Source organism: Paenibacillus sp. J22P218 (genome assembly GCF_056269195.1).
Map to the genome: position 1 here is coordinate 743,444 of NZ_JBWDNL010000003.1, position 25,278 is coordinate 768,721.

Consider the following 25,278-nt stretch of genomic DNA (forward strand, 5'->3'; position numbering starts at 1 on the left):
CATTAGTAATCAATCCTTTCAGCACGTCTTGCAATTAAGACTTGATATAGAACTGTAACCACCATCGTGAAAATAAAGATAATGAAGGATAATGCATTACCGTAACCATACTTAAAGTTGGTAATCGCGTATTTGATCATATAAGTAGCCATTACGTCCGTCGAGCCTGCAGGTCCGCCCTTCGTCATGACGATAATAATATCGGCTGCTTTCATTGAACCCGCGATGGAGAGCATAATGACAACACTGATTACAGGCGTAATGAGAGGCATTGTAATTCTTCTCACGCGCTGAAGGCCGGTTGCGCCGTCAATCATTGCAGCTTCATCCAGCTCCTTAGGAATCGTAAGAATGGCTGCAAGAATCATCACGATATAGAAGCCTGCCCATTGCCAGGTGTTCGTAATTAGAATAGACAGCATCGCTGTCTTTGGACTACCTAACCAATCGATCGGTTGTCCGCCTAAGAAAACGATCATTTTATTTAACAAACCAACATCATAGTTATAAATAAATCCCCACAATATGCCAATGACTGCCGTTGACATGACGGTAGGCATAAAGATCGCCGTCTTGTATAAGCCTTGAAGCTTCTTTACGTTCGCAATCATTAATGAAGCAACGATCGTAATCGGGACTTGAATAAATACAGAGAATAATATGAAATAACCGTTGTTTTTGACTGAGTTCCAGAACGCTAGGTCTGTAAGTGCTTTCGAGAAGTTTTTGAAGCCAACCGGCTTCACATTATCTGAAATTCCGTTCCAGTTCGTAAAGCTGTAATAAAGCGAACTCATGAGCGGGTAAATAAAAAACATGATAAGCAGCAGCAATGCTGGAATAATAAACAGTATATATGTGACTGGATTTCTTAGGGCTTTATTCATATCACTCACACCACCTTGCCAATTTATCATCATAATGATTGAAAGGAAAGGCACCCTTCACTTACTATAAGGGCGCCCTTATTTTTACAACTTACAATATTTATTCCGCTTCAGCATTCGCTTCTTCTTGAACCTTTTGAATCGCAGCGGTTGCCTTCTCTGGAGTTGTTGTATTGCTAACTATTTTTTGAATTTGATTACCGATTTCTGTAGTGACATCAGCAGGTACCAAGGCATCAAACGCAGCGTAAGAAGATTTGGTATGAAGAAGCATAGTCATTAGTTCCTTCATCATTGGGTCTTTCACCTGTTCCTGCACCTTTGCTTCGTCCAGCTTAATGCAAGGCAATGATCCGCGTTCAACGAGGAAACGCATCTGCATCTCTTCCGTGTAGAAGTTTTTAATGAACGATTTTACAGCAGCGAGCTTTCTTGGATTGTTGGCTACTTCCGCTGAGAATGCATAACCATTGTTCATATCCTGCATGATCGACGTTTGATCGCCTACGCCGCCAGGCATAGGAGGGAAGTTGAAGAAGCCGACCTTACCAGCAAGGCTAATGCCCGCTCCGCCTTCTTGGAATAATGAAGCTGCCCAGCTACCGTCGAACATCATCGCCGATTCACCATTAATAAATTGGGTATTGTAGTCCACATACTCGAAGCCAAGCTCGCCCTTCTTGAAGTAGCCTTTATTGACCCAATCCTGATGAACCTTGAACGCTTCCGTTATTGCCGGATCCGTCCATTTCGCTTCGCCAGTCGAGAACTTCGCAGTCACTTCTGGACCTGCAGTACGGGACCAAATCTGGTTGGTCAGCATGAGTGGTACCCACGCAGACTTAGAACCAGCCGAGAATGGGATTTTGCCATCGGCTTTGATCTTGTCCATAAGCGTCAGCAGTTCATCGTAGGTTGTAGGTACTTCGAATCCTTTGGATGCAAAATACTCTTTGTTGTAGAATACGCCCTCAGCACTCGCCGACATTGGCAGTCCATATACTTTGCCATCCAACGTCCACGCATCTAGATTAAGGAACTTATCTTTAATTCCGAGCTCATCGAGAATTGGTGTAATATCGAGTACTTTTCCTTCTTTGGCGAACGTTTTGACATCGGGACTACCGAATGCATCAAAGATCTCTGGCACGTTTCCGGACGCCATTTCACCTCTGATTTTATCTTTACGGTTGACTTCACCGTCAACGCCATCCATTTTCACTGTTAATCCTGGAACTTCTGCTTCCATCTTCTTGACTGCTTCCATCGTTAAATCGAGCGTACCCTGTCTTCTTTCCCCGATCAGAGCATGACGGAATGTGATCTCGATAGGCTTGTCATCTGTGGAATGATTTGAGCTATTATCTGGATTAGAGCCACAGCCAGCTAAAGCAGCGGAAGTTAACAGAATCAAGGACGATACTACTAGTGCATTTTTCTTCATTAACATGACCCCCAAGTTATGAATAATGGATTAAGCATAATCGCCTGGCTTCGTCTTGCTCTTCATTGCCACTCCAAAGTCGGTATAAATTCGATTGCGGAGTGCAATGCCTCTTGCGGTAGCAATATGATGGGCTAAAATTTGAAACGGAATGATCATGATGAAAGGTGCCATCTCTTCTGTCAGTTCGAGCTCTAGACCAATCGTGTGTTCATCACTTGCACGGTTCAGCGACAACGTATACGTATAGTTTGTATACTTACTCTCATAGTCACGCAGCAGTTCGAGCCTCTCTTGTACCTCACCTCCTATCTCCAAGAAAAATATCCGATGCTCGGGATTCACCTCAAGGTAAGGACCATGCATGAATGCCTCCAGTTCAATCCCTTGCGAAGGCATGCGAACCGTCTCGCAGAATTTCGTTTCGAATTCTTTGATGGTTCCGTATGCAGGCCCATACCCAACTGCTGTAAAGCGAGGTGCGTTAGCAAAATCATTTTTGTGCCTATCAAAAAATTGCTCCGTCTTCACAATGGTTAATGGAATCGCGTCAATCGCAAGCTCGAACTGACGCAATAGCTCTCGCTCCTTCTCGTGAGTGATCTTGCCATTCACGACAGCGATACGGAGACCAGCAAGCATCAAGGTGAAGACGGTAGCAAGAAACCCCTTAGTTACGAAGCCTACTCGCTCTTTGCCACAGCCTATATCGATGGTGACGTCAGCTACTGCCGAGATCTCGGCATTCACATCACTCGTGAGAGCAATCGTCGTAAGCTCTGTTTCTTCACGAGTGCGCTCTAGCGCACCGATTGTCGATGTACTCTGACCGCTTTGGGATATCGCGACGACGAGATCCGTGTACGGACTGAACGATTCATAGTTCGCAAAATGAAAGGGCTCACGTACATCAATTCGAACGTCAATCAACCGCTCGATAAAGTATTTCGCACTGAGGGCTGCATTGATGCTTGAGCCTGTTGCAAACACGAGCCAGTCCGCTTTCGTCCCAGCCGTTGTTGCGAAGGCTTCCACATTGGCCGGATAGGAAGCAAGAATGCTGCGAGACATCGACTCTTCCTCATGAATGTAGGTCATCATCGTCGGTTTCGAATCAAGATTCATGGTGCACCTCCTCCGCTGCATACAAATCTGCCAATATGGACATCCATTTGCCTGCAAGGCCGACCCAAACTTCCTTATAAGTGGCATTGTTGAATTGCGGCCAGTAAGGAACGTCCTCGTTACCGAACGTTTGTACACCTACGGGAAGCTCTCCCGTCATCTCACCGCTTAATACTGAATATTGCTGCGCGTAGCGGTAGCCTTCACCATACATGAGTGATTGACCGAAAGGATTTTTCCCGACAATCCACTGCAGCTGGCCCTCTGCAATATCTAGAAGCTCTTGATCCTTCAAGTATTGACCGGCTATTGAAGCTGCCTTGCCTGTGGACAACACGATCGCATTATTTCCTTTGAAAGAGAACCATACCGGGAAACGGCGTACGTATATCTCCTCCGTTATTTGAACACCTTGATGCAATTGAAGCGTGTAGTCGACTTTCGCACGCTCATCTACAAGCAAATGCTGATGCCCGAAGCTTCGCTCATCTTGGTGCTCATCCACATGATATAGACCGCTTGAGATCATCGGATATGGCGCCGTATACGAGCTTAATTTTTTGAGATACGAGCCGTACGCTTGAATCGATTGAAGCCAGCGACCGGCTTCCTCGTGCTGAGGCTGTGTCTCGTGTACAGCGACCAACGCTTGCAAGTACAGATGCTCGCGAGCCTGATGGTTGAAGTGCTGAATGATCTTCTTATCCGAATTGCGGTAGAAGAAGCCTATGAATGACGTTCCATCCGGAAGAGAGATGCCCTCTAACTCCTGTGACTGTTCCACATAACGGATAAATTCAACCGCCTTCTCTGCATAGCGCTCTTCCTGTGTTGCCTTGTACAGCATTGAGGCTGCCCAGGAGGCTGTAGCCATGAATAGGCTCTCCGACGTTTGATACGTATGCTCCCAGAAGATCGGTTTCTGATCGAAGCCAGCCACTGCAAAGACATCGAGCGCATATTGAAAGTCTTCCTTCGCTATTTCCAGTAGACGCTTGGATAACGCCTCATCAGGGAGGCGGGAATGAATATAAGCCTCGATGCCTGCACAATAAAAATTCTCGTAGGCTTGATTATGCACACGCGCCGCGCAGTCATCCATATTGCCAATGAGACCGTCCGTCCAACGTGTAATTCCCGCACTAGTTGCACGATAGCCGTCACCGTATCTCGTTTGTAGCAGGAAATCTAGACCCCACTCGCCTTCCTCCAATAAGCGAAGGTACAAATCCTCATCTTTCGGCCGAGTCCGCTCAGCTAACTCGAACAATGCAAGCGTTACTTCAGCGGTCTGAATCAGTTGCTGCGATACATCGCCCGCATCATGCCAACCACCGTGGAAGGCAAGCTTCGTCCCGTTATGCTCTGCGATAATATCTCCATGACAGGTGCCATGAATGCCAGGAACCGGATAGCCGCAACGTTCACAGAACACAAAGTTCAATGATTTCCAGATCGAAGCATGCCATACCTTTGCCGATGACCCAATCGTGAATGGATGTGAAGTGATCTCGCCAACCTGGATATAATAACGACCTTCCTCTGTAACCTCTGTAAATTCCATCAATTGAAACTGTCCGATACCTGTCTCAACCTGATTGATTGTGCCTGTATATACGGATGTACCACTTACATCGCTAATGATCTGAAAATGCTCCGCATCCAGCTGCTGTGCTAATGCTGTCTTCGCACTATCTGTCCGGTATCCGGAATGAGAGAATACAATTTCACGCGGACTTGGTAACCAACCCTTTGTCACTTCCTGCTGATCGACGAGCTCTAATTGAATCGATCTCACGGACAGCTTCATAGAGTCACCTGTCGCATGGCTCTTACCATTAATGTAGTAGCCGATCTCTACCTCTGTAATCACATCTCGTGGAAGCTCTGCAATGTTAAGATGAACCGTATTCCACTCCGTGTTCGACAAGTTAATGCCATGTACGCCTTCACGGAAATAAATATCTGGAATTGGGATTTCGCCTTCATTCCGGAATTTGATCATCACGTACGTGTTCGGAGTCCCTTGAAAATCAGCTTTCAACTCGATTGAAATGCGATTGAAGCGTTTCCAATTCTCGCCTTCGAAACGCCGTACTAGCCACGCCTCACCGAAGCTAACGTAATCTCCATCCTCTGGCGCGCCTTCCGGCCAATGCGGCATCACCGTGGGCGATGTGATAGACACCGACCCGTCAGGATCTACATTCACTTCGCCAACACCTTTGAATGCCCACTTACTTGCGTTAGTTTCACTCGCACTATACAGCATGCGAGAATTGATCACTTCCAGCTGCTTCTGAGCTGCTTCTAAGGAATGCTCGGTGTATCTAGGCAGCGGACGATGGATATAACCCGACTGCTTAATATCTCTCTGCAACTGCTCACTTAACATCGGCTATTTCCTCCCATCTTCTTGATCGACTTGCCTCGAGACCAACCATTGCTGCGCCTACAAGTCCCGTCTCTTCACTCTTTACTTTCGTATATACGAGTCCATTTGCGACAAATCGCATGGTACGCGGATTCAATGCTTGCTTGATTCGCTCGAAGAAGTAAGGGTTGCGAGCAACACTACCGCCAAGCACAATCGTATCTGGATCCGTTACCCTTACCAGATTCATTATCGCCGCCGCAGCTGCATGCGATGCATCATCAACAATACGCGATGCTAGTTCATCTCCTTGTTCTGCCGCTTCCAATATCGTTTGCACATCAATCCGCTGTCCTTCCACAAGCTCGAGCGAACTAGACGAATATGCTGGAAGCAAGTCAACCACACGCTCGTGCATGCCTAAGCCTGAAGCGATGCGTTCAACACAGCCCTTGCGACCACATCCACACTGCACATCACTATCCATCGCAACGACCATATGCCCTACTTCACCGGCATTGAATTGGTTCCCTTCCACATAGCGTCCATCCACTACTGTTCCTGCCGCAATACCCGTTCCGATGTTGAAGTAAATAAAGTTTCGCGATTGCTGTCCCCAACCCAATGTCTGCTCTGCACGTGTCGCGCAAGCAACATCGTTATCTACGCCGCACGGTATTTGAAAAACCGATTCGAGCTGCTCACTTACGTTAATGAGCTCCGACTTGCCAGGTTGTATCTCGTGCCATATTCCTTTATGTGTATCCACACGTCCAACTACACCAATGCCAATTGCTATTTGCTCGCGGGCAATCAAGGTGCTTCCTACTAGAAAATCGTTGATCGCATGAATGATTCCTTGTAATGCGGCATGCTGGCTTGTTGTATCACTTGGATACCACTTGGTTTGCAACACCTCACCCGCCAGAGTTACTTCACCGACAAGAATTTTCGTCCCGCCTAAGTCAACTGCAATAATCGATTGTGGAATTTCCATGTGTGTATCTCCTTACAAATTTGGTATCGATACCAAAAGTGACTGAAATCTATTTCGCAGACCAAGCATAGCAAATTATAAAAAGGGCTGTCAACACACTATTTTGTTAGTAAAATCTCATTTCAGTTAATAAATCGGCCTTATTAGAAACAAAAAAATGATATGGTATCGTTACCAAAAATACTTGCTCCTCATGCCCATTTCCAGTATAATAAACCTATTCGATTGCTGATAGAAGGTGGCCTTTCCTTGAAACAAAATAAGAAAATCACGATATCAGAAATTGCGGAGAAATGCGGCGTATCGGTATCAACCGTATCGCGCGTATTGAATAATAGTCCCTCCGTCTCTCCAAAGAAGCGCGAGCGGATTCAGCGTATCATTGACGAATATCAATATACACCGAGTGTGTATGCGCGTGGCATGATTAACCATACAAGTAAGAATATTGGCATCATGCTGCCCGATATTACCAATCCATACTTCGCTTCGTTATTTACGGAAATCCAGCGCTTCGCACTAAAGAGTAACTATGCAACACTTCTATTCAACACGATGTCCGTGCAGAAGAAAGCACAAGATAATGCTTCTTTGGCGGAGGAATCCTACATAAGGATGATTCTAGAGAAGCAGGTGGATGGTGTTCTCATTCTAGGCGGAGTCATTGACCGCGAGGATATTCCCGAAAGCTATATTCAAGCCCTCAATCAATTACATTCACGCATTCCCGTTATTATTCTTGGCACTGTGATCGAAGGATGCGAATGTCTCTTTATGGAGCGTAGCCTGAAGCAAGGAGTTGCCTCTATTGTCCACCACCTGATCGCTCTGGGACATGATCGCATTGGCTTTATCGGCGGAGAACCCGGCATTCGAATTACATCGGCACGGATCGAGTCCTTCAAGCAGGTTATGACTACACTAGATAAGCCTATTGCACAAGAGCATATAATAACCTCTGATTACTACGCACCGGATGGGTATGAAGCGATGAAGCAGTTGTTACAGATGGAACGCAGTCAACTGCCCACTGCATTGATCGCGATGAACGATATGGTTGCTATCGGAGCGATTCGGGCGATGCAGGATCTAGGACTTAAGTGTCCTGACGATATTGCCATCGTAAGCTGTGATCAATTCGAGCAGGGTGAGTACAGCGTTCCACGACTTACGTCATTAGATCAGCATAACGAGTATCTCGGGCGTGTAGCTGTCATGCAACTGATCAGCGCCATGAACGGCTCGGCAGAGAAGATCTCCATTCAACACACGCCGAAGCTGATGATTCGTGAATCCTGCGGAGCTACGGATTAATCATTTCGTAACATGCCGAAGACCTCACAGTAGCCTTGGGATTGTTCGCTGAACCTAGTGATTACCAGGCTTCTCCATCCTTCATCCATACAGAACAAACAAAAAAAGCACCTAGCACGGTGCTTTTTCTAATGGTATTTTGGTGGAGGCGAGGGGATTTGAACCCCTGTCCGAAGATCACGCCACACAGGCTTCTACGGGTGTAGTCACGGTATTGATGTCACCCGAGCGTCGTCCCGTAACCGACTACGCGTTGGGTCAGCCTGATTATCTTCTTCCGTCGACCCCAGGCGGAGACCGAAGCGGCGTATCCCACTACTTGTTAGCCCCTAGTCTAGTCACATGGGCGATGCTAGGTAGGAGCACGCTCACAGGTTATTAAGCTGCGAAAGCGTAGTTTTGTTGTTGTTTGCCATTTAATTGGCTTTAGCGTTGATGAAGCAGACGACTCCCTGCTACCCGCAACCCGCGCTCGTACTATCCCCGTCGAATCCAAGAACGCCCCCATCTTGGCATAAACGGCTGACAGTTGAAATTCATTCAACCTCAAACGTTTAGCGTCAATGAAGCTTCAGGATTAGCGAGCAACAACAGCTGCTTATTGTCCAGCAGATCCGTTATTGATCAGTTGAGCTTGCGTTGTATTGCCTTTGCTACTGCTTTAGTATAACACGAATGTCCGGCTAATGCTCGTCATTGTTGTTGGCAACAATGGCTGAGATCATCCATGGTAATGCTGCAACTATCTGGCGACCTTCTGTTTCTCGCGCAGCGCACGCTGAATATCGCGTTGTGCATCGCGCTTAGCAGCCGTATCGCGCTTGTCATACTGTTTCTTACCTTTACCTAGACCGATGAGCAGCTTCGCATATCCGTTGCGTAAGTAAATCTTAAGTGGCACGATGGCATAGCCCTCTTGCTTAGACAAGCCAAACAGCTTATGAATCTGAGCCTTATGCAACAACAACTTGCGCGCCCGAGTTGGATCGCTAGGATTATGGATGTTGCCTTGTTCGAACGGGCTAATATGCATGTTGTGAATGAATATTTCGCCATTGCGAATCGTTGCGAATGCATCGCCTATATTCGCTCTGCCGCCCCGCAGCGACTTGATCTCTGTACCCGTTAGCACCATTCCCGCTTCAAACGTATCTTCGATGAAGTAGTCATGGGAAGCTTTCTTATTCTGGGCTAATTGCTTGCCGTCGGCTTTCTTGCCCATGCCGGTCACACCTCAACTTTGCAGCGTAAAATGTTTATATTCAGAAATTTATTGTAGCAACTTTGTAAGCGGAATGCAAGAAGTTGCCAATCCCCTCTATACACAAAAACCGTCCTTAGCCAAAGCTAAGGACGGTTCCGTTCAACGAGTAAGCTATTACAGCTTAACTACGTTTTCTGCTTGTGGTCCACGGTTGCCTTGAACAACGTTGAACTCAACGCGTTGGCCTTCTTCAAGAGTTTTGAAGCCTTCGCCAGTGATTGCGGAGAAGTGTACGAATACATCGTTGCCGCCTTCAACTTCGATGAAGCCAAAACCTTTCTCTGCGTTAAACCATTTAACTGTACCTTGTTGCATGTGTAAAACCTCCAAAAAAATAATATTAATATGCGCCTGGTTTGTCTTTAAACAAAAAATTCACACATTGGAAAGGGTTTCATGACTATAATGACACCCTTTTCAATATGTGAATTCAGGTTCATATCATCGATTGACTTGAGTATACTATTCCCACAATTAAAAAGCAAGCGACAAGCCCAAATATAAATATAATTTCCCAATTCGTCCAAAACACGGCGCACCCGGTAGGCCTCCCGAACGAGTGCGCCGCCAACCCTTTAATCGCTTATTTACGCTTCTTCCGGACGAAGGCAGCTGTTGCGTTGCCGCCTCCCCCTCCGCTCTTCTTCTTACGTTTCTTCTTGCCTTCACCGCCGCCGGCAGCATCAGGTCCTGGCTGACTGCCGCTCGAACGGTTGGCATTGAATACGCCGCCAGACGTCGCGTTCTTCCGCTTACCGCCGCCCTGACCGCTGCTGCCGTTCCTGCTGAAACCAACCGAATGGCCGCCGCTTGATGATGAACTGCTGCGACCTCCCCGGATCGGCAAGCCCCACATGTCGGTTTGCTGCTTTTTGCCGCCTTCAGCAGAATCGCCTCGCGATTGCGACTCCTGACGATCACCTGCAGATCCATCGGGGATCTTCCACGATGCCCGCTCCTCGCGTCCCGGCTCGTTACCCGCAGCACCTGCTCCTACAGCGCCTGCCCCGTTACTGCCGCGCCCGCGTCGCTTGCCGCCTTGGACGCCGCCAGTCGCCACCCACGGGTTCCCCCCGTGGCCGCCAGTTCCACTTCCGGCTGCGCCTCCGCGCCCCGCGCCGGCGCGACCACCGCGACCGCCCGCTCCGCCTGCGCGGTCTCCGCCGCGGCCGCCTTCGCCGCGGCTGCCATAGCCGCCGCGCTTCTTGCCGCCGCGTCCGCCGACGCCGAATCCCGCGTCGGCAATGCCCTTCATCGCGCCGCTCCGCGGCTTCATATCGACGAGCTCGAAGTCGATCGTATGATCCGTCATGCTAACGCGCGCGATCCGAATCTTCACTTCATCGCCGATGCGATAGATTTTCGACGTACGCTCGCCGATGAGAATCATGTGCTGCTCGTGGAAGTGGTAATAATCATCCGTCAGATCGCTCAATCGAATGAGACCCTCAACCGTATTCTCCAGCTCGATGAACATGCCGAAGCTCGTTACGCTGCTAATGATACCTTCGAACTCTTCGCCTACTTTATCGAGCATCAGCTCACATTTCTTAAGCTGCTCCGTGTCGCGCTCGGCATCGACAGCCACCCGCTCCCGCTCGGAGGAGTGCTGCGCAACTTCCGGCATTCTAGCCGTCAGCGCCTCATGCCTCGCTTCCGTCAAATGTCCGCTGCCCTCGATCACCTCGCGAATGATACGGTGGATGACCAGATCGGGATAACGGCGGATCGGCGACGTGAAGTGCGAGTAGAATTCAGCAGCGAGACCGAAGTGGCCAAGGCTTTCCGCATCATACTTCGCCTGCTTCATGGAACGAAGCATCATCGTCGAGATGACCGTTGCTTCCTTCTTCCCTTGTATCTCCTCCAGCAACGTCTGCAGCGCACGAGGATGAACGGAATTGCCTTTGCCCTTCACCACATAGCCGAAGTTCGAGGCGAACTGCATGAACGTAAGAAGCTTCTCCTGATTCGGGTCTTCATGGATCCGATATAGGAACGGCACGCGCAGCCAGTGGAAATGCTCGGCCACTGTCTCGTTCGCCACAAGCATGAATTCCTCGATAATCTGCTCAGCTACCGAGCGTTCCCGTTTCACGATATCGACAGCCTTGCCCGTCTCATCGACGATAACCTTCGACTCCACGAAATCGAAGTCGATTGCGCCGCGCTTCATCCGCTTCGAACGAAGCCGCATCGCGAGCTGCTCCATAAGCGCGAACATGTCGAGCAGATCCGCATAACGCTCCTTAAGCTCCGTCTGCGGCTCTTCATCGGTCGCCGTTAGAAGCTTCTTCACGTTCGTATACGTCATACGCTCTTTCGTGCGAATGACGCTCGTGAACACATCATGCCTTACACGCTTCAGCGTCTTCGCATCAAATTCCATTTCGCAGGACAAAGTCAGCCGGTCGACTTTAGGATGCAGCGAGCATATGCCATTCGACAATCGATGCGGCAGCATCGGAATAACGCGGTCCACCAAATAAACGCTGCATCCGCGCCGATACGCTTCCTGATCCAGCTCAGACTTCTCCCGCACGTAGTAGCCGACATCGGCAATGTGCACGCCGAGCAAGAAATTGCCGTTCTCCAGCCGCTTCACATGTACCGCATCGTCCAAGTCCTTCGCATCTTCGCCGTCAATCGTCACGATAACCTCACCGCGAAGATCGCGTCTGCCTTGCTGAACGATCTCTTCCTCCGTAATCTCATCCGGAGCCGCGTCCGCTTCCGCCATCACCTCATCCGGGAAACCCTCCGGCAATTGATGCTTGCGAATAATCGACAAAATATCGACGCCCGGGTCATCCTTATGCCCGAGCACTTCGACAATTTCCCCTTCGGCAGCAGAGCGGCCTTCCGGATACGACACAATTCGCACGACGACTTTCTGCCCCGAAACCGCACCTTCAAATCCGCCCTTAGGAATAAAAATATCGCGATTGATCCGTTTGTCATCAGGCACAACGAACGCATACGATTCGTGATTCTCGAACGTGCCGACGATTTGCGTAACCGCACGCTGGACGACCCGAACGACCTCGCCCTCCATCCGTCCGCCGCCCTCGCTCTTCGACGTGATGCGGACAAGCAATATATCGCCGTTCATGGCGCTTTTCAAGTCATTCGCATGAATATAGACATCAGGGTGATCCTTCTCGTCGGGCAGCAGGAAGCCGAAGCCCTTCGCATGCGCCTGCAGCTTGCCTCTCAGCAGATTCATTCGTTCCGGCACGCCATACAGCTCATTGCGCGTACGAACGATCTTCCCCTCATCCTCAAGCTGGTTGAGCAGCTTTAGAAATTGCTTGAATTCCTCTGCGCCTTCAATACCGAAGTGCTTCTCAAGCTCTTGGTAGGTCATGGGCTTATAAGCCGTTTCCCTCATGAAATCAAGCAATTCCTGCTCGTAATTTGTCATTATCGCTATTTCTCCTCATACGCCTGCCGCAGTATTCTAGTATAATCTGCAACAGGTTGATAGATTATCATATACCATGTAGTATACACGAAATGGAAGCCATACATCCGCGACAATGAGCAGAAATACAAAAAAAGCAGGGATATCTCCCTGCTTTCCGCATGATCATTCAATTATTGTTGTACGAAGTAAGAAACGACCAATGCCAGGACAAAGAATCCAACTGCCAAAATGATCGTCAAGCGCTGCAAGAACAAATCCAGACCGCGCGCTTTTTGTTTACCGAACAAGTGCTCAGCTCCGCCCGTGATTGCTCCGGACAACCCTGCGCTCTTACCCTTCTGAAGCAAAACAACGCCAATAAGGCCAAGTGCGAAAATGACAAGCACAATTTTCAAAGCGATTTCCATTTATTCCACCTCCAGCGTAGGTGCTCCGTAAAAAACACATAAGCTGATTTTATCATAGCTGGGCACAGATTACAATAGGACAACCAAGTACCCGGATGTTAGACGTAACCCAATTTTCGGAAATAATCAAAATTCACACGCGCGCTTTCAAGCGAACTTACCTCAAACTGCTCTTGCTCAACAAAAATATAGGCAATACCAGCGCTGTCCGCCGTACGAATCAGCTTGTCGTAACCAACCTTGCCTCGCCCAACTTCTATATCTTTGCGGCCATCCGTGAAGTCCTTCGCGTGAATTAGTTTGATTCGATCTTTGAACTTGTGCATATAAAGATCCGGTTCATACCCGGCCATATGCACCCACCCAAGATCCAGCTCGAGCGTCATAAGCTCCTTCGGCATTTGCTCCATCAGATGCTCAAGCACGGTCTTGCCTTCAATCAGCTTGAATTCATCCTCATGATTATGGAAGCCGTACTTCATACCCATCTCCTTCACCTTCAATCCGCATTTGGTGAACACATCGACGAGATGCTTCACATCATCCATTAACGGCTCCTCCGGCAGCGGTGCCCACGGTGTGATGATAAAGTCGAAGCCCACTTCCTTCGCATACTCGAGCTGCGCCGAGAACTCCGAGAGCATATTCGGCATATCGTTGAAGTTCAGCGGGATATGCGCCGATGGCGCCGACAGACCAAGAATCTTCAGCTTATTCTTCAGCTCCTTGGCCGGCACGTTGAAAAACCCGGTAAGCTCGACCGCCTTGTAGCCAATCTCCGCAACCTTCTCTAACGTTCCAAGGAAATCAATTTCCGCCTCATCGCGCAGCGAATACATTTGCATGCCAATGACCGGCTTGTCTTGCACTCTCTCATCCTTCATTCCCATTCCCTGCACCTCTGTACATCATCAGTATGAAATTAGATTCCCCTTCTCGGACGCCGTTCATAACCTGCAACAACCACTATCCGCGCATAAAAAAAAGAAGACGGCACAAGGCCGTCTCCCTCTTACGCTTATAAAGCTTGCTTTAAGCGTCTTATTTGAAGTTTTTCAAGTTGTAGAATGCTGCTTTGCCGCCGTATTGAGCAGTCGAACCAAGTTGGTCCTCAATGCGAAGCAATTGGTTGTATTTCGCAACGCGGTCCGTACGGGACGGAGCGCCTGTTTTGATTTGGCCAGCGTTTGTAGCAACAGCGATGTCAGCGATTGTGCTGTCTTCGCTCTCACCGGAACGGTGGGAGATAACTGCCGTGTAACCAGCGCGTTTAGCCATTTCGATCGCATCGAATGTTTCAGTAAGCGTACCGATTTGGTTAACTTTAACGAGGATCGAGTTGCCTACGCCTTTTTCGATACCGTCGGACAGACGCTCTGTGTTCGTTACGAACAAGTCATCGCCAACGAGTTGAACTTTGCTTCCAAGTTTCTCGGTAAGCAGTTTCCAACCATCCCAGTCGTCTTCGGAGCAGCCGTCTTCGATCGATACGATCGGGTACTTGTCTACCCACGAAGCAAGCAGGTCTACGAACTCAGCAGGGGAGAACGATTTGCCTTCGCCAGCAAGCACGTATTTGCCGTCTTTGAAGAATTCAGTCGAAGCAACGTCCATACCGAGGAATACGTCAACGCCTGGCTTGTAGCCTGCGCGCTCGATAGCGGAGATGATTGTCGTGATTGCTTCTTCGTTCGAACCAAGGTTAGGAGCGAAGCCGCCTTCGTCGCCTACAGCCGTGTTAAGGCCTTTGTCATGCAATACAGCTTTCAGGTTGTGGAAGATTTCAGCGCCGATACGAAGCGCTTCTTTGAAGCTTTCAGCACCGACAGGAAGAACCATGAATTCTTGAACGTCGATGTTGTTGTCAGCATGCTCGCCGCCGTTGATGATGTTCATCATCGGTACAGGAAGCGTCTTAGCGTTGAATCCGCCAAGGTAAGTGTAAAGAGGTACATCAAGAGCGTCAGCTGCAGCGCGAGCTACTGCCATCGATACGGCAAGGATCGCGTTAGCGCCAAGCTTCGCTTTGTTAGGCGTACCGTCAAGTTGAATCATTTTGCGGTCGATTGCTACTTGATCAAGAGCGTCAAGACCGATTACTTCAGGAGCGATAATGGTGTTCACGTTCTCAACGGCTTTCAGTACACCTTTGCCGAGGAAACGGGATTTGTCGCCGTCGCGAAGCTCAACAGCTTCGTAAGCGCCAGTCGATGCGCCGGATGGCACGATCGCGCGGCCTTTGCCGCCGGACTCAAGGGATACTTCTACTTCAACAGTTGGGTTGCCGCGGGAGTCAAGAACTTCGCGTGCATATACGTCAACGATAATAGACATGGATAAAACACTCCTTTTTATTTGTTAAATTTGATTACTAGCAAGCATTACTTGTTGATTAAAGTCGAGCCCGTCATCTCAGCAGGCTGATTAAGCTCGCTCAGATCAAGGAACGTCGGCGCGATGTCGGCTAGAATGCCGCCATCACGAAGCGTTGCGCCCGCTTTCGTTACGATCAATGGAACCGGATTCGTCGTATGCGCCGTAAACGGACGGCCATTCTCGTCGAATACCATATCCGCATTGCCATGGTCAGCCGTAATAATGCATACGCCGCCTTGCGCCAGCACAGCTTCTACGACTTTTCCCAGACATTCATCCGTCGCTTCTACCGCTTTGATCGTCGGCTCCAGCATGCCGGAGTGACCGACCATGTCGGGATTCGCGAAGTTCAGAATAATCGCATCGTGTTTACCGGATTCGATCTCGCGAACAGTCGATTCCGCAAGCTCGTAAGCGCTCATCTCAGGCTGCAGGTCGTAAGTCGCGACCTTAGGCGAGTTGATCAGCACGCGCGTCTCGCCCGGAAGCTCCGCATCGCGTCCGCCGCTAAAGAAGAACGTGACATGCGGATATTTCTCGGTTTCAGCCGTACGAAGCTGCTTCTTGTTGTTCTGTGCGAGCACTTCGCCAAGCGTGTTGTCGAGGTTCTTCGGTGAATACGCAACGTAGCCGCCTACGGTTTCACTGAACAGCGTCAAGCAGACGAAGTAAAGGTTAACCGGGTGGCTCTCGCCGCGCTCAAAGCCGCGGAAGTCCTCGTTCGTAAATACTTGCGACAATTGAATCGCGCGGTCAGGACGGAAATTGAAGAAAATGACAGCATCCTCGGACTCCACAAGACCGACCGGCTTATTGTCTTCGCCTACGATAACCGTTGGCATAACGAATTCATCATAAACCGATTTCTCATACGATTCAACTACCGCTTTGATCGGATCGGTATATTGAGGTCCGTCGCCGTATACCATAGCGCGGTAAGACTTCTCCGTACGCTCCCAACGCTTGTCGCGGTCCATCGCGTAATAACGGCCTTGTACCGTCGCGATGCGTCCTACGCCAACCTCTTCGATCTTCGCTTGCAGGCGCTCCAGGTAACCCTTCGCGCTGTCCGGCGATACATCGCGTCCGTCGAGGAAAGCATGGATGTATACGTCTTCGAGTTCTTCCTTCTTCGCCAGCTCCAGCAGGGCGAACAAGTGCTCAATGTGGCTATGAACGCCGCCATCAGAGAGCAAACCGTAGAGATGAAGCTTCTTGCCGTTTTTCTTCACATGGTTCACAGCGCCGAGAATCGTTTCGTTCTCGAAAAATTCGCGGTCACGAATCGACTTGCTGATCCGCGTCAAATCCTGGTATACGATACGTCCAGCGCCGATGTTCAAGTGGCCAACTTCGGAGTTGCCCATTTGACCGTCCGGCAAGCCTACCGCTTCACCGGAAGCCGTCAGCGTCGTGTGCGGATAAGTAGACCAGTAACGATCGTAGTTCGGCTTATTCGCTTGCGCAACCGCATTGCCGGTTACGTCGTCGCGAAGGCCGAAGCCGTCAAGAATAATTAATGCTACAGGTTTCGGAGCAGCCATCTTACTTGGCCCCCTCGACCAAAGCGATATAAGAAGCAGGCTCAAGGCTTGCGCCGCCGACAAGCGCGCCGTCGATGTCCGCTTGGCCCATGTATTCCGCTACATTGTTCGGTTTCACGCTGCCGCCGTATTGGATGCGAACCGCATCAGCCGTCGCTTGGTCATACAGACCGGCAACTACGCCGCGGATGTATCCGATAACGTCTTGCGCGTCTTCGGAAGTCGACGATTTGCCTGTTCCGATTGCCCAGATTGGCTCGTAAGCGATAACGACTTCAGCCGCTTGCGCAGCCGACAGCCCTTGGAATGCCGCTTCGGTTTGCACTTTGCATACGTCTTTCGTTTGTCCAGCTTCACGCTCTTCAAGCTTCTCGCCTACGCAGACGATCGGCAACAAGCCGTTCTTGAAGGAAGCATGAACTTTCTTGTTCACGATCTCATCCGATTCCGCGAAATAAGCACGGCGCTCGGAGTGGCCGATAATAACGTATTTCACGCCAAGATCCTTCAGCATAACGCCGCTGATCTCGCCTGTGAATGCGCCATTGTCCTCGAAGTGAACGTTTTGCGCGCCGATTGCGATCGACGTGCCTTTCGCTGCTTCAACAAGGGCAGGAAGCGTCGTGAATGGTGCGCAGATTACGCTCTCCACGCCGTCTACTTCTGCTTTGCCTTTAATTTCGGAGAAAAAGGATACCGCTTCGGAAACGGTCTTGAACATTTTCCAGTTGCCCGCAATAATCGGTTTTCTGCTCATGCTGGTCCCTCCTAATGGGATTATTCTTATTTATCTTATTTATCGTTAAGAGCTACAACGCCTGGGAGTACTTTGCCTTCCATGAACTCAAGGGAAGCGCCGCCGCCCGTCGAGATGAAGTCCATTTTGTCAGCCAGGTGGAATTTCTCAGCTGCTGCAGCCGAGTCGCCGCCGCCGATAACCGTGTAGCCGGATGTTTCTGCACATGCGCGAGCTACTGCTTGCGTGCCGTGGGAGAAAGGCTCGATTTCGAATACGCCCATCGGTCCGTTCCATACAACGAGCTTGGAGTTTTTGATAACGTCCGCATACAGCTCGCGAGTCTTAGGTCCGATGTCGATGCCTTCCCATTCAGCAGGAATGCCGTCAACGTCAACGATTTTTGTGTTCGCGTTTGCGCTGAAGTCGTCTGTTACTACGATATCAACAGGGATCAGGAAGTTTTTGCCGAGTTTTTTCGCTTTTTCGATGAACTCAAGCGCTAGATCAAGCTTGCTGTTGTCTACGAGCGATTTGCCGATTTCATGGCCTTGCGCCTTGAAGAAGGTGTAGGACAAGCCGCCGCCGATGATGATGTTGTCGGCAATTTCAAGCATTTTGTCGATAACCGCGATTTTGTCTTTTACTTTCGAACCGCCTACGATCGCCGTGAAAGGACGCTCAGGGTTGTTCAGCGCTTTGCCTAGAACTTCAAGCTCTCTCTCCATCAGAAGACCGGATACGGCCGGCAGCAAGTGTGCAATGCCTTCTGTCGAAGCATGCGCGCGGTGAGCTGCGCCGAATGCGTCGTTAACGAACAAGTCAGCAAGCTTAGCGAAAGCTTTTGCCAGTTCCGGATCGTTTTTCTCTTCGCCTTCATAGAAGCGAACGTTCTCAAGGAGCAATACGTCGCCGTTGTTTAAAGCCGCTACTTGCGCTTCTACGGCTTCGCCGATTGCTTCGTTAGCTTTTGTCACCGGTTTGCCTAGAAGCTCAGCCAGACGCGCTGCGGAAGCCGTATGACGAAGCTCTTCTACAACTTGACCGTTCGGACGGCCAAGGTGGGACGCAAGAATAACTTTAGCGCCTTTATCGATCAGGAAGTTAATCGTTGGAAGCGTCTCGCGGATCCGTTTGTCATCCGTAATTTTTCCGTTCTCGAGCGGCACGTTGAAATCAACGCGTACAAATACTCGTTTGCCTGCCAGTTCAGCTACGTCGCGTACACTTTTCTTGTTCATCGATAGAACCCTCCTAAAATGTCTGTGGAATGCAATGGAGCAAAAATAGCATCGGAAGCATCGGCTTAAGTTAAGTATGAAAAAAAGAAAAGAGCGTTCCTTCGTCAAGAAGAAACGCCCTTAAGGTCCAAGTCCCCAAAAGGGCGCGAACTTAAGAGCCGAAGCGCCCAGCAGTGCAGGGAGCCTCGGCCCGTTCGCCTTCTTTCCTTACAGACCTTTGCTTGCGATATAAGCAGCAAGATCAACTACGCGGTTCGAGTAGCCCCACTCGTTGTCGTACCAGGAAATAACTTTAACCATGTTGCCTTCAACAACCATTGTCGACAGACCGTCGATTGTGGAGGAAGCAGGGTCGCTATTGTAGTCGCTCGATACAAGCGGCAATTCGTTGTAGTTCAAGATGCCTTTCAAAGCGCCTTCGGAAGCATCTTTAAGTGCTGCGTTAACTTCTTCAACCGTAACGTTAACTTTCAGTTCAGCAACAAGGTCAGTTACCGAAACGTTAGGTGTAGGTACGCGCATAGCCATACCGTTCAATTTGCCTTTAAGCTCAGGCAATACAAGGGAAACAGCTTTTGCAGCGCCAGTCGACGAAGGAATGATGTTTTCTGCAGCAGCGCGAGCGCGGCGCAGGTCTTTGTGTGGAACGTCAAGTACGGATTGGTCGTTCGTGTACGAGTGAATAGTAGTCATCATACCTTTAACGATACCGAATTTGTCGTTCAATACTTTTGCGAATGGAGCAAGACAGTTCGTTGTGCAAGAAGCGTTGGAGATAATAGTGTGTGCGGAAGCATCGTATTTATCTTCGTTAACGCCCATAACAACTGTGATGTCTTCGTTAGTAGCTGGAGCGGAGATGATAACTTTTTTAGCGCCGCCTTGAAGGTGAAGCTCAGCTTTTTCTTTAGCTGTGAAGATACCAGTCGATTCAACTACGATTTCAGCGCCTACGGAAGCCCAAGGAAGGTCAGCCGGGTTGCGCTCAGCGAATACTTTGATTTCAACGCCGTTTACGATCAAAGCGCCTTCTTTAGCTTCTACTGTTGCGTCAAGAGTGCCGTGAGTCGTGTCATATTTAAGAAGGTGAGCCAGCGTGTTCGTGTCTGTAAGATCGTTTACCGCTACGATTTGTACATCAGGGTTGTTCAGTGCTGCGCGGAATACGTTACGGCCGATACGTCCAAAACCATTAATACCTACTTTAACCATTGTTAATTCCTCCTAAGCATTTTTGGGATAAGGCAATTTATTTCAAGACGTTTCGCCTGCAGCAGGTTGCCCTGTTCGGCAATAACGTCATGACCACTTCTTTAATGTCCTTCTTGCTCGATTATAGCTACGATCTCTAGCGCGGCTACTTCGTCCGTCACCAGCACATCGTTATGACCGAACCGCATGACGGCTGCGATCGCTTCGCCTTTACTCTTGCCTCCTGCGACACCTATAACAACTTCAGTCTTTACAATATCCTCGAGCCGTAATCCTACCGTCTGCATTTTGTGCACCACATCGCCATTTCGGTCAAAATAAAACCCGAACGACTCCGCCAGCGCGCCTTCTGCAGCCATCGCATTCACGACGTCCGGCTCCAGCCGTCTGCGTCTAGCCATTACCATCGCATCCCCGATCCCGTGAACGACGATTCTGGCGCTTCGAATGACATCGACAATCTCACGAATGTTAGGCTCTTGCATGATCGATGAGAATGCTTCCTCGCCCAAATGATCCGGGACATGAAGCAAGCGGTATTGCGCGCCTGTGCGCTTCGCCATCGTCGAAGCAATCGTATTCGCCTGATAGTCGAGGCTCTCGCCAAGTCCGCCCCTTGCAGGCACGAACCAATTGGTCTTGAGCGCGGTAGAGGTTGATAAATGATTCGCAACTTGGGCAATCGTTGTTCCGCCTGTTACAGCGACGACATCATTGGGCTGCATGACCTTGCGAAGCACCTGTGCGCTTGCACGGCCAAGCTCTCGCTTCGTCTGCGCCGAGCTCTCGGAATCCCCGGCTACAACAACAACTTGCGACAAGCCAAAGCGAGTGCGGATTCGATCTTCAAGCTCCGATAGACCGAACATCGTCTTATAGACCGGTTCCAGCTGCTCCAGAAGCTCTCTGCCTGCATCCGTAATTCGAATGCCGCTCGAATGAACATCGAGCAAGCCTTGCGCCTTCAGAAACTCAATCTCCGTTCGCAGCACGCGCTCCGTAAGCGATAACGCCGTAGCAAGCGTGCGGCGTCCGATAAGCTCTGTCAGCATGACCTGGTGCAGAATCGAATACCTCTTTCTCATTACATCTAGAAGATCAGGCACAAGCTGCTGCTGCAGTTCAATGATCTGACGCATCTTATCCTTCACTCCACCCGTTATATGAGACTATAGCTCCATTGACCGGGACGCGAAACGTCCCTCTATAACATTTGTAGTCCCACCTCCTATATTATCGGAAATTGCCGCTCGCCGCAAGAGCATGAAATCGAATGAAAGCGATTACTGTCACGATTTTCACAAATTTAATTTACGGAAGCCGCTTGCTTTCTAATCGCTATTATCATATAATCACCCTTGCTACTGTTTTTTGCGCCCGTGGTCCAATGGATATGACGTAGGCCTCCGGAGCCTGAGATCTAGGTTCGATTCCTAGCGGGCGCGCCACTCACCTTTTCTAAAGCAACTACATAACGCATACCTATTAAGGCCATCCCGAATGTTGTTTCGGAATGGCCTTTTTTAATTAGCACTTATCTCCGCTTAGTCTCATTCATCCGATGTCCCACTTCCGACAAAGCCCGATACAGCGGCCATTTTTTGCTTGTCCAATCATTTGTCAGATAATTTGTCTGACTATCTTTGACTTTTGAGTTTCCATCCGTTATTATGAAAATACGATTTAACCATTTCGTTCAGTTTGAAGGAGGGGGCTTACGTTGGATATGAATTTCGTTCCTATGGTTATTGAGCAAAGCAATCGCGGAGAGCGTGCGTATGATATTTACTCTCGCTTGTTGAAGGATCGCATTATTTTTCTTGGATCGGGTGTAAACGACGTGGTGGCTAATTCCATCATTGCGCAAATGCTGTTCCTTGCGGCGGATGATCCCGAGAAGGACATTTCTCTTTACATTAACAGCCCGGGCGGCTCCATTACAGCCGGTATGGCGATCTATGATACGATGCAATACATTAAGCCAGACGTATCGACCATCTGTGTCGGTATGGCCGCTTCGATGGGCGCGTTCCTGCTGACGGCAGGCGCGAAAGGCAAGCGTTACGCGCTTCCGAACAGCGAAGTCATGATTCACCAGCCGCTAGGCGGCGCAGAAGGACAAGCGAGCGACATCGAGATTCGCGCGCGCCGCATCATCAAGATGCGCGACCATCTCAATGGCATTCTTGCAGAGCGCAGCGGTCAACCGCTTAGCCGTATCGAGCAAGATACGGATCGCGACTACTTCATGAGCGCAGCGGAAGCGAAGGAATACGGCCTTGTTGACAAAGTAATCGAGAAAATTGGATAAGTAGTAAAAAGGCGATACAAGGGTTTTTGCCCTCGTATCGCCTTTTTTCTTATTCGCTATCCACAAAGCGTAGCAACAATTCATTTTATCCACAGTATTATTCACATTCTATACACAGTTATCCACAATTGGTCTAATAACTTGTAGATAACCTCGCTGAAACGCAAAAAAGCCTACACCGATCCACTGATCGAGTGAGGCTTTTTTCATCGGTAACCAATGAATTATTGATTCTCAAGTTCCTCTTTGCTAACAAGAGCGACTAAAGCGTTTACAGCCTGTTCCGCATCCGAACCTTCTGCACTTATGGATACTTCAGTGCCGGAGCTGATCGCTAGACTCATAATGCCCATGATCGATTTCGCATTAACTTTTTTGTCGTCTTTCTCTACAAATACCTCGGAGGAAAATTTGTTCGCTTCTTGTACGAATAACGCTGCAGGTCTTGCATGAAGCCCCGTCTTCAGACGAACGACAACCGGAAGCCTTGTCATGGAAACCATACCCCCTATATTATACTCATTCATAAGCGTCAAACGACCCGGCCAGCAACAGCTGTGCGGACCCGGTGACGTCTAGCGCAGAAATATAAGCTTGTATAAGATTTAGACTTATACTTCTTATCTTTGGTGATAAGTTCATTTTGCATTATTATAACATTATACCAGCGGTTGCACTAGGTGAAAAGCTAACTACCTCGTATTTTTTCCGCAAGTTCGTCGATTTTGCGCAATCGATGGTTAACGCCCGACTTACTTACCTTGCCTCTTAGCATTTCGCCGACCTCGGTCAGATTCATATCGGGATGCTGCAGCCTGATCTCGGCTACTTCTTTCAGCTTCTCAGGAAGACTGTCCAGGCCGACTTCCTTCTGCAGCAGCTTAATATTATCGATCTGGCGTACGGCCGCTCCAATTGTCTTATTCAGATTCGCCGTCTCGCAATTGACGATCCGATTGACGGAATTGCGCATGTCGCGCATAATTCGTACGTCCTCGAATTTGAACAATGCCTGGTGGGCGCCGACGATGTTGAGAAGCTCGATGATTTTCTCGCCTTCCTTAATGTATAGAATGAAGCCTTTCTTCCGCTCAATACATCTGGCATTCAGATCGAACTTATTGGCAAGCTCCACAAGCGCATCGCAATGCTCCTCGTACATCGACGCTATTTCCAAATGATACGAAGAACCCTCGGGATTGTTGACCGAGCCTCCGGCCAGGAAAGCGCCGCGCAGATAAGACCGCTTGCAGCATGGCTTACGAATAATCTCCTTATCGATGCCGTTAGAGAACATGAAACCCTCTGACACGATTCCGAGTTCGCTTAGTATTTCCTGTACTCCCGAAGGAATCCGAACGATATACACATTATTTTTCTTCAAGCGCATTTTCTTACGCACGAGCAGCTCAACATGCATGTCGTAATGCTTCTTAAGCAAGGAATAGATTCTTCTGGCGATGGCCGCATTTTCAGTCGAGATGTCGAGGACAACCTTGCGGCTGGATACGCTGACAGAGCCGTTCATCCGTAATAGCGCAGACAACTCTGCACGCTCACAGCAGCTATCGGCTTCAATAAGGGTCAGCTCTTTTTTTGTTTGTGCCGCAAAAGACATCGATTATCACCTCTTTCTAAGCATCCAGTTCTCTACCAGTTTATATATATGATGGCTTAAACGTTCGGCATCATGCCTCAAAAAAGTTCGGAACAGCACAAGACGGTCCGCTATAACCTGATAGCCGCGTCTCGTTACCTCGTCCAAGTCGAGATGTACCGCTTTAGCACCCATCTCGGCATACTTGCTTTCGATCTGCGGCGGAATCTCTCCGTCATTCACAATGACATAATCGAACAGATGATGTCCAATATGCTTATGGACTGCTTCCAAATGGTCGCTGACGGAATAATCGTCCGTCTCCCCTGGCTGCGTCATCACATTACAGACAAACAGCTTAACAGCCGTTGAATTAACGATCGCTTCAGCCAGCTTCGGCACGAGCAGATTCGGAATAATACTCGTATACAAACTGCCCGGACCGACCAGGATGGCGTCAGCCTGCTCGATCGCTTCGACTGCCTCAGGCAGCGCCTCCACGTCGCTTGGCTCAATGAATACACGCCTAATCGCCTGACCCGCCTTAGGGATCATCGATTCCCCCGTTACGATCGAGCCGTCTGCCATCTCGGCCTTGAGCACGATCGCTTGATTGGCGGCGGGAAGCACCTGACCGCGAACAGCAAGGACTCGGCTAAGCTCACGCACACCCGATACAAAATCGCCCGATATGTCCGTCATCGCCGCAAGCATCAGATTGCCTAGGCTGTGCCCGACTAGCCCTGTCCCGCTATTGAACCGATACTGCAGCACCTCAGTGAGCAGCGGTTCCGCATCGGCAAGCGCCATAAGCACGTTGCGTATGTCGCCCGGCGGAGGGATTTGGAGCTCGTTGCGCAAAATGCCGGAGCTTCCTCCGTCGTCGGCAACCGTCACGATCGCCGTAATATCTAGCGGTTTCTCTTTCAAGCCTCGCAGCATGACAGAGAGCCCCGTACCGCCGCCGATCACGACGATTTTCGGGCGTCTAATAATTTTATGCCTGCTTTGCATCGTCTCAC

21 protein-coding genes, 1 tRNA gene and 1 other RNA gene are annotated in these 25,278 nt (G+C 49.5%); 3 read left to right on the forward strand and 20 right to left on the reverse strand.

All coding sequences use genetic code 11. The annotated features are described in order from the left end of the window. Nucleotides 1–2: 2 nt before the first annotated feature. The 5 genes from AC0YN0_RS17920 to AC0YN0_RS17940 all read right to left on the reverse strand — a co-directional run bounded on the left by AC0YN0_RS17920 (nucleotide 3) and on the right by AC0YN0_RS17940 (nucleotide 6,827). On the reverse strand, nucleotides 3–887 hold the full coding sequence (locus AC0YN0_RS17920; RefSeq protein ID WP_475822470.1) for a carbohydrate ABC transporter permease: 885 nt from the start codon (nucleotides 885–887) through the stop codon (nucleotides 3–5). 100 nt (nucleotides 888–987) lie between these two features. Beyond that, nucleotides 988–2,331 (reverse strand): ABC transporter substrate-binding protein, encoded by a 1,344-nt coding sequence (locus AC0YN0_RS17925; RefSeq protein ID WP_475822471.1) that lies wholly within the window; start codon nucleotides 2,329–2,331, stop codon nucleotides 988–990. Nucleotides 2,332–2,361: 30 nt separating this feature from the next. Beyond that, on the reverse strand, nucleotides 2,362–3,456 hold the full coding sequence (locus AC0YN0_RS17930) for an SIS domain-containing protein (protein ID WP_475822472.1): 1,095 nt from the start codon (nucleotides 3,454–3,456) through the stop codon (nucleotides 2,362–2,364). After that, nucleotides 3,446–5,851, reverse strand: a complete 2,406-nt coding sequence (locus AC0YN0_RS17935; RefSeq protein WP_475822473.1) for a glycoside hydrolase family 9 protein — start codon at nucleotides 5,849–5,851, stop codon at nucleotides 3,446–3,448. The genes AC0YN0_RS17930 and AC0YN0_RS17935 overlap by 11 nt, the downstream gene beginning before the upstream one ends. Further along, complete coding sequence (locus AC0YN0_RS17940) at nucleotides 5,841–6,827, reverse strand: ROK family protein (RefSeq protein WP_475822474.1); 987 nt, start codon at nucleotides 6,825–6,827, stop codon at nucleotides 5,841–5,843. Before AC0YN0_RS17940 ends, AC0YN0_RS17935 begins: the two co-directional genes overlap by 11 nt. Before the next feature lie 249 nt (nucleotides 6,828–7,076). Between AC0YN0_RS17940 and AC0YN0_RS17945 the strand changes: the two genes are divergently transcribed. Beyond that, the gene (locus tag AC0YN0_RS17945; RefSeq protein ID WP_475822475.1) at nucleotides 7,077–8,141 is read left to right on the forward strand and encodes a LacI family DNA-binding transcriptional regulator; all 1,065 of its coding nucleotides are present in this window, start codon (nucleotides 7,077–7,079) and stop codon (nucleotides 8,139–8,141) included. A gap of 140 nt (nucleotides 8,142–8,281) precedes the next feature. Here AC0YN0_RS17945 and ssrA read toward each other — a convergent pair. From ssrA to AC0YN0_RS18005, 12 genes are all read right to left on the reverse strand, one after another. Continuing rightward, nucleotides 8,282–8,647, reverse strand: a transfer-messenger RNA (tmRNA) gene (gene ssrA, locus AC0YN0_RS17950). 236 nt (nucleotides 8,648–8,883) lie between these two features. Further along, entirely contained in the window at nucleotides 8,884–9,363 is a 480-nt protein-coding gene (gene smpB, locus AC0YN0_RS17955; protein WP_475822476.1) for an SsrA-binding protein SmpB, read from the reverse strand. 156 nt (nucleotides 9,364–9,519) lie between these two features. Further along, a complete protein-coding gene (locus AC0YN0_RS17960) occupies nucleotides 9,520–9,720 on the reverse strand; it encodes a cold-shock protein (protein ID WP_028609190.1) in 201 nt (66 codons plus the stop codon). A 268-nt stretch (nucleotides 9,721–9,988) separates the two neighbouring features. Beyond that, on the reverse strand, nucleotides 9,989–12,829 hold the full coding sequence (gene rnr / locus AC0YN0_RS17965; protein WP_475822477.1) for a ribonuclease R: 2,841 nt from the start codon (nucleotides 12,827–12,829) through the stop codon (nucleotides 9,989–9,991). Nucleotides 12,830–13,002: 173 nt separating this feature from the next. Continuing rightward, the gene (gene secG / locus AC0YN0_RS17970) at nucleotides 13,003–13,239 is read right to left on the reverse strand and encodes a preprotein translocase subunit SecG (RefSeq protein WP_337103538.1); all 237 of its coding nucleotides are present in this window, start codon (nucleotides 13,237–13,239) and stop codon (nucleotides 13,003–13,005) included. A gap of 98 nt (nucleotides 13,240–13,337) precedes the next feature. Then, entirely contained in the window at nucleotides 13,338–14,123 is a 786-nt protein-coding gene (locus AC0YN0_RS17975) for a sugar phosphate isomerase/epimerase family protein (protein WP_475822478.1), read from the reverse strand. Between the two features lie 157 nt (nucleotides 14,124–14,280). After that, the gene (gene eno, locus AC0YN0_RS17980; RefSeq protein WP_442051571.1) at nucleotides 14,281–15,573 is read right to left on the reverse strand and encodes a phosphopyruvate hydratase; all 1,293 of its coding nucleotides are present in this window, start codon (nucleotides 15,571–15,573) and stop codon (nucleotides 14,281–14,283) included. 47 nt (nucleotides 15,574–15,620) lie between these two features. Continuing rightward, the gene (gene gpmI, locus AC0YN0_RS17985; RefSeq protein WP_475822479.1) at nucleotides 15,621–17,159 is read right to left on the reverse strand and encodes a 2,3-bisphosphoglycerate-independent phosphoglycerate mutase; all 1,539 of its coding nucleotides are present in this window, start codon (nucleotides 17,157–17,159) and stop codon (nucleotides 15,621–15,623) included. Between the two features lies 1 nt (nucleotide 17,160). Beyond that, the gene (gene tpiA / locus AC0YN0_RS17990; protein ID WP_442051569.1) at nucleotides 17,161–17,916 is read right to left on the reverse strand and encodes a triose-phosphate isomerase; all 756 of its coding nucleotides are present in this window, start codon (nucleotides 17,914–17,916) and stop codon (nucleotides 17,161–17,163) included. Between the two features lie 35 nt (nucleotides 17,917–17,951). Further along, nucleotides 17,952–19,136, reverse strand: a complete 1,185-nt coding sequence (locus tag AC0YN0_RS17995; RefSeq protein ID WP_475822480.1) for a phosphoglycerate kinase — start codon at nucleotides 19,134–19,136, stop codon at nucleotides 17,952–17,954. Between the two features lie 207 nt (nucleotides 19,137–19,343). Then, nucleotides 19,344–20,348, reverse strand: a complete 1,005-nt coding sequence (gap, locus tag AC0YN0_RS18000) for a type I glyceraldehyde-3-phosphate dehydrogenase (RefSeq protein WP_307207893.1) — start codon at nucleotides 20,346–20,348, stop codon at nucleotides 19,344–19,346. Between the two features lie 101 nt (nucleotides 20,349–20,449). Continuing rightward, nucleotides 20,450–21,487: a sugar-binding transcriptional regulator gene (locus AC0YN0_RS18005; RefSeq protein ID WP_475822481.1), complete on the reverse strand. Its 1,038-nt coding sequence runs from the start codon at nucleotides 21,485–21,487 to the stop codon at nucleotides 20,450–20,452. Between the two features lie 234 nt (nucleotides 21,488–21,721). On the opposite strand from AC0YN0_RS18005, the gene AC0YN0_RS18010 reads away from it, so the two are divergent. Then, nucleotides 21,722–21,796 (forward strand) — tRNA-Arg (locus AC0YN0_RS18010). A gap of 278 nt (nucleotides 21,797–22,074) precedes the next feature. Then, nucleotides 22,075–22,659, forward strand: coding sequence for an ATP-dependent Clp endopeptidase proteolytic subunit ClpP (gene clpP / locus AC0YN0_RS18015; protein ID WP_337103554.1), 585 nt, complete (start codon nucleotides 22,075–22,077; stop codon nucleotides 22,657–22,659). A 224-nt stretch (nucleotides 22,660–22,883) separates the two neighbouring features. Here the strand turns inward: clpP and AC0YN0_RS18020 are convergent, their stop codons facing one another. The 3 genes from AC0YN0_RS18020 to AC0YN0_RS18030 form a co-directional block, all read right to left on the reverse strand. After that, nucleotides 22,884–23,153 carry an HPr family phosphocarrier protein gene (locus AC0YN0_RS18020; RefSeq protein WP_028609180.1) on the reverse strand — a complete coding sequence of 90 codons (270 nt, stop codon included), beginning with the start codon at nucleotides 23,151–23,153 and terminating at the stop codon, nucleotides 22,884–22,886. 194 nt (nucleotides 23,154–23,347) lie between these two features. Next, nucleotides 23,348–24,277, reverse strand: coding sequence for a DNA-binding protein WhiA (whiA, locus tag AC0YN0_RS18025; RefSeq protein ID WP_442051567.1), 930 nt, complete (start codon nucleotides 24,275–24,277; stop codon nucleotides 23,348–23,350). A gap of 6 nt (nucleotides 24,278–24,283) precedes the next feature. Next, nucleotides 24,284–25,270, reverse strand: a complete 987-nt coding sequence (locus AC0YN0_RS18030; protein ID WP_442051566.1) for a gluconeogenesis factor YvcK family protein — start codon at nucleotides 25,268–25,270, stop codon at nucleotides 24,284–24,286. Nucleotides 25,271–25,278 lie beyond the last annotated feature (8 nt).

What these genes read in the sequence shown, in the direction of transcription:
- AC0YN0_RS17920 (WP_475822470.1), bottom strand. Translation starts at nt 887, where the DNA reads ATGAATAAAGCCCTAAGAAATCCAGTCACATATATACTGTTTATTATT.
- AC0YN0_RS17925 (WP_475822471.1), bottom strand. Translation starts at nt 2,331, where the DNA reads ATGAAGAAAAATGCACTAGTAGTATCGTCCTTGATTCTGTTAACTTCC.
- AC0YN0_RS17930 (WP_475822472.1), bottom strand. Translation starts at nt 3,456, where the DNA reads ATGAATCTTGATTCGAAACCGACGATGATGACCTACATTCATGAGGAA.
- AC0YN0_RS17935 (WP_475822473.1), bottom strand. Translation starts at nt 5,851, where the DNA reads ATGTTAAGTGAGCAGTTGCAGAGAGATATTAAGCAGTCGGGTTATATC.
- AC0YN0_RS17940 (WP_475822474.1), bottom strand. Translation starts at nt 6,827, where the DNA reads ATGGAAATTCCACAATCGATTATTGCAGTTGACTTAGGCGGGACGAAA.
- smpB (WP_475822476.1), bottom strand. Translation starts at nt 9,363, where the DNA reads ATGGGCAAGAAAGCCGACGGCAAGCAATTAGCCCAGAATAAGAAAGCT.
- AC0YN0_RS17960 (WP_028609190.1), bottom strand. Translation starts at nt 9,720, where the DNA reads ATGCAACAAGGTACAGTTAAATGGTTTAACGCAGAGAAAGGTTTTGGC.
- rnr (WP_475822477.1), bottom strand. Translation starts at nt 12,829, where the DNA reads ATGACAAATTACGAGCAGGAATTGCTTGATTTCATGAGGGAAACGGCT.
- secG (WP_337103538.1), bottom strand. Translation starts at nt 13,239, where the DNA reads ATGGAAATCGCTTTGAAAATTGTGCTTGTCATTTTCGCACTTGGCCTT.
- AC0YN0_RS17975 (WP_475822478.1), bottom strand. Translation starts at nt 14,123, where the DNA reads ATGAAGGATGAGAGAGTGCAAGACAAGCCGGTCATTGGCATGCAAATG.
- eno (WP_442051571.1), bottom strand. Translation starts at nt 15,573, where the DNA reads ATGTCTATTATCGTTGACGTATATGCACGCGAAGTTCTTGACTCCCGC.
- gpmI (WP_475822479.1), bottom strand. Translation starts at nt 17,159, where the DNA reads ATGGCTGCTCCGAAACCTGTAGCATTAATTATTCTTGACGGCTTCGGC.
- tpiA (WP_442051569.1), bottom strand. Translation starts at nt 17,916, where the DNA reads ATGAGCAGAAAACCGATTATTGCGGGCAACTGGAAAATGTTCAAGACC.
- AC0YN0_RS17995 (WP_475822480.1), bottom strand. Translation starts at nt 19,136, where the DNA reads ATGAACAAGAAAAGTGTACGCGACGTAGCTGAACTGGCAGGCAAACGA.
- gap (WP_307207893.1), bottom strand. Translation starts at nt 20,348, where the DNA reads ATGGTTAAAGTAGGTATTAATGGTTTTGGACGTATCGGCCGTAACGTA.
- AC0YN0_RS18005 (WP_475822481.1), bottom strand. Translation starts at nt 21,487, where the DNA reads ATGCGTCAGATCATTGAACTGCAGCAGCAGCTTGTGCCTGATCTTCTA.
- clpP (WP_337103554.1), top strand. Translation starts at nt 22,075, where the DNA reads ATGAATTTCGTTCCTATGGTTATTGAGCAAAGCAATCGCGGAGAGCGT.
- AC0YN0_RS18020 (WP_028609180.1), bottom strand. Translation starts at nt 23,153, where the DNA reads ATGACAAGGCTTCCGGTTGTCGTTCGTCTGAAGACGGGGCTTCATGCA.
- whiA (WP_442051567.1), bottom strand. Translation starts at nt 24,277, where the DNA reads ATGTCTTTTGCGGCACAAACAAAAAAAGAGCTGACCCTTATTGAAGCC.
- AC0YN0_RS18030 (WP_442051566.1), bottom strand. Translation starts at nt 25,270, where the DNA reads ATGCAAAGCAGGCATAAAATTATTAGACGCCCGAAAATCGTCGTGATC.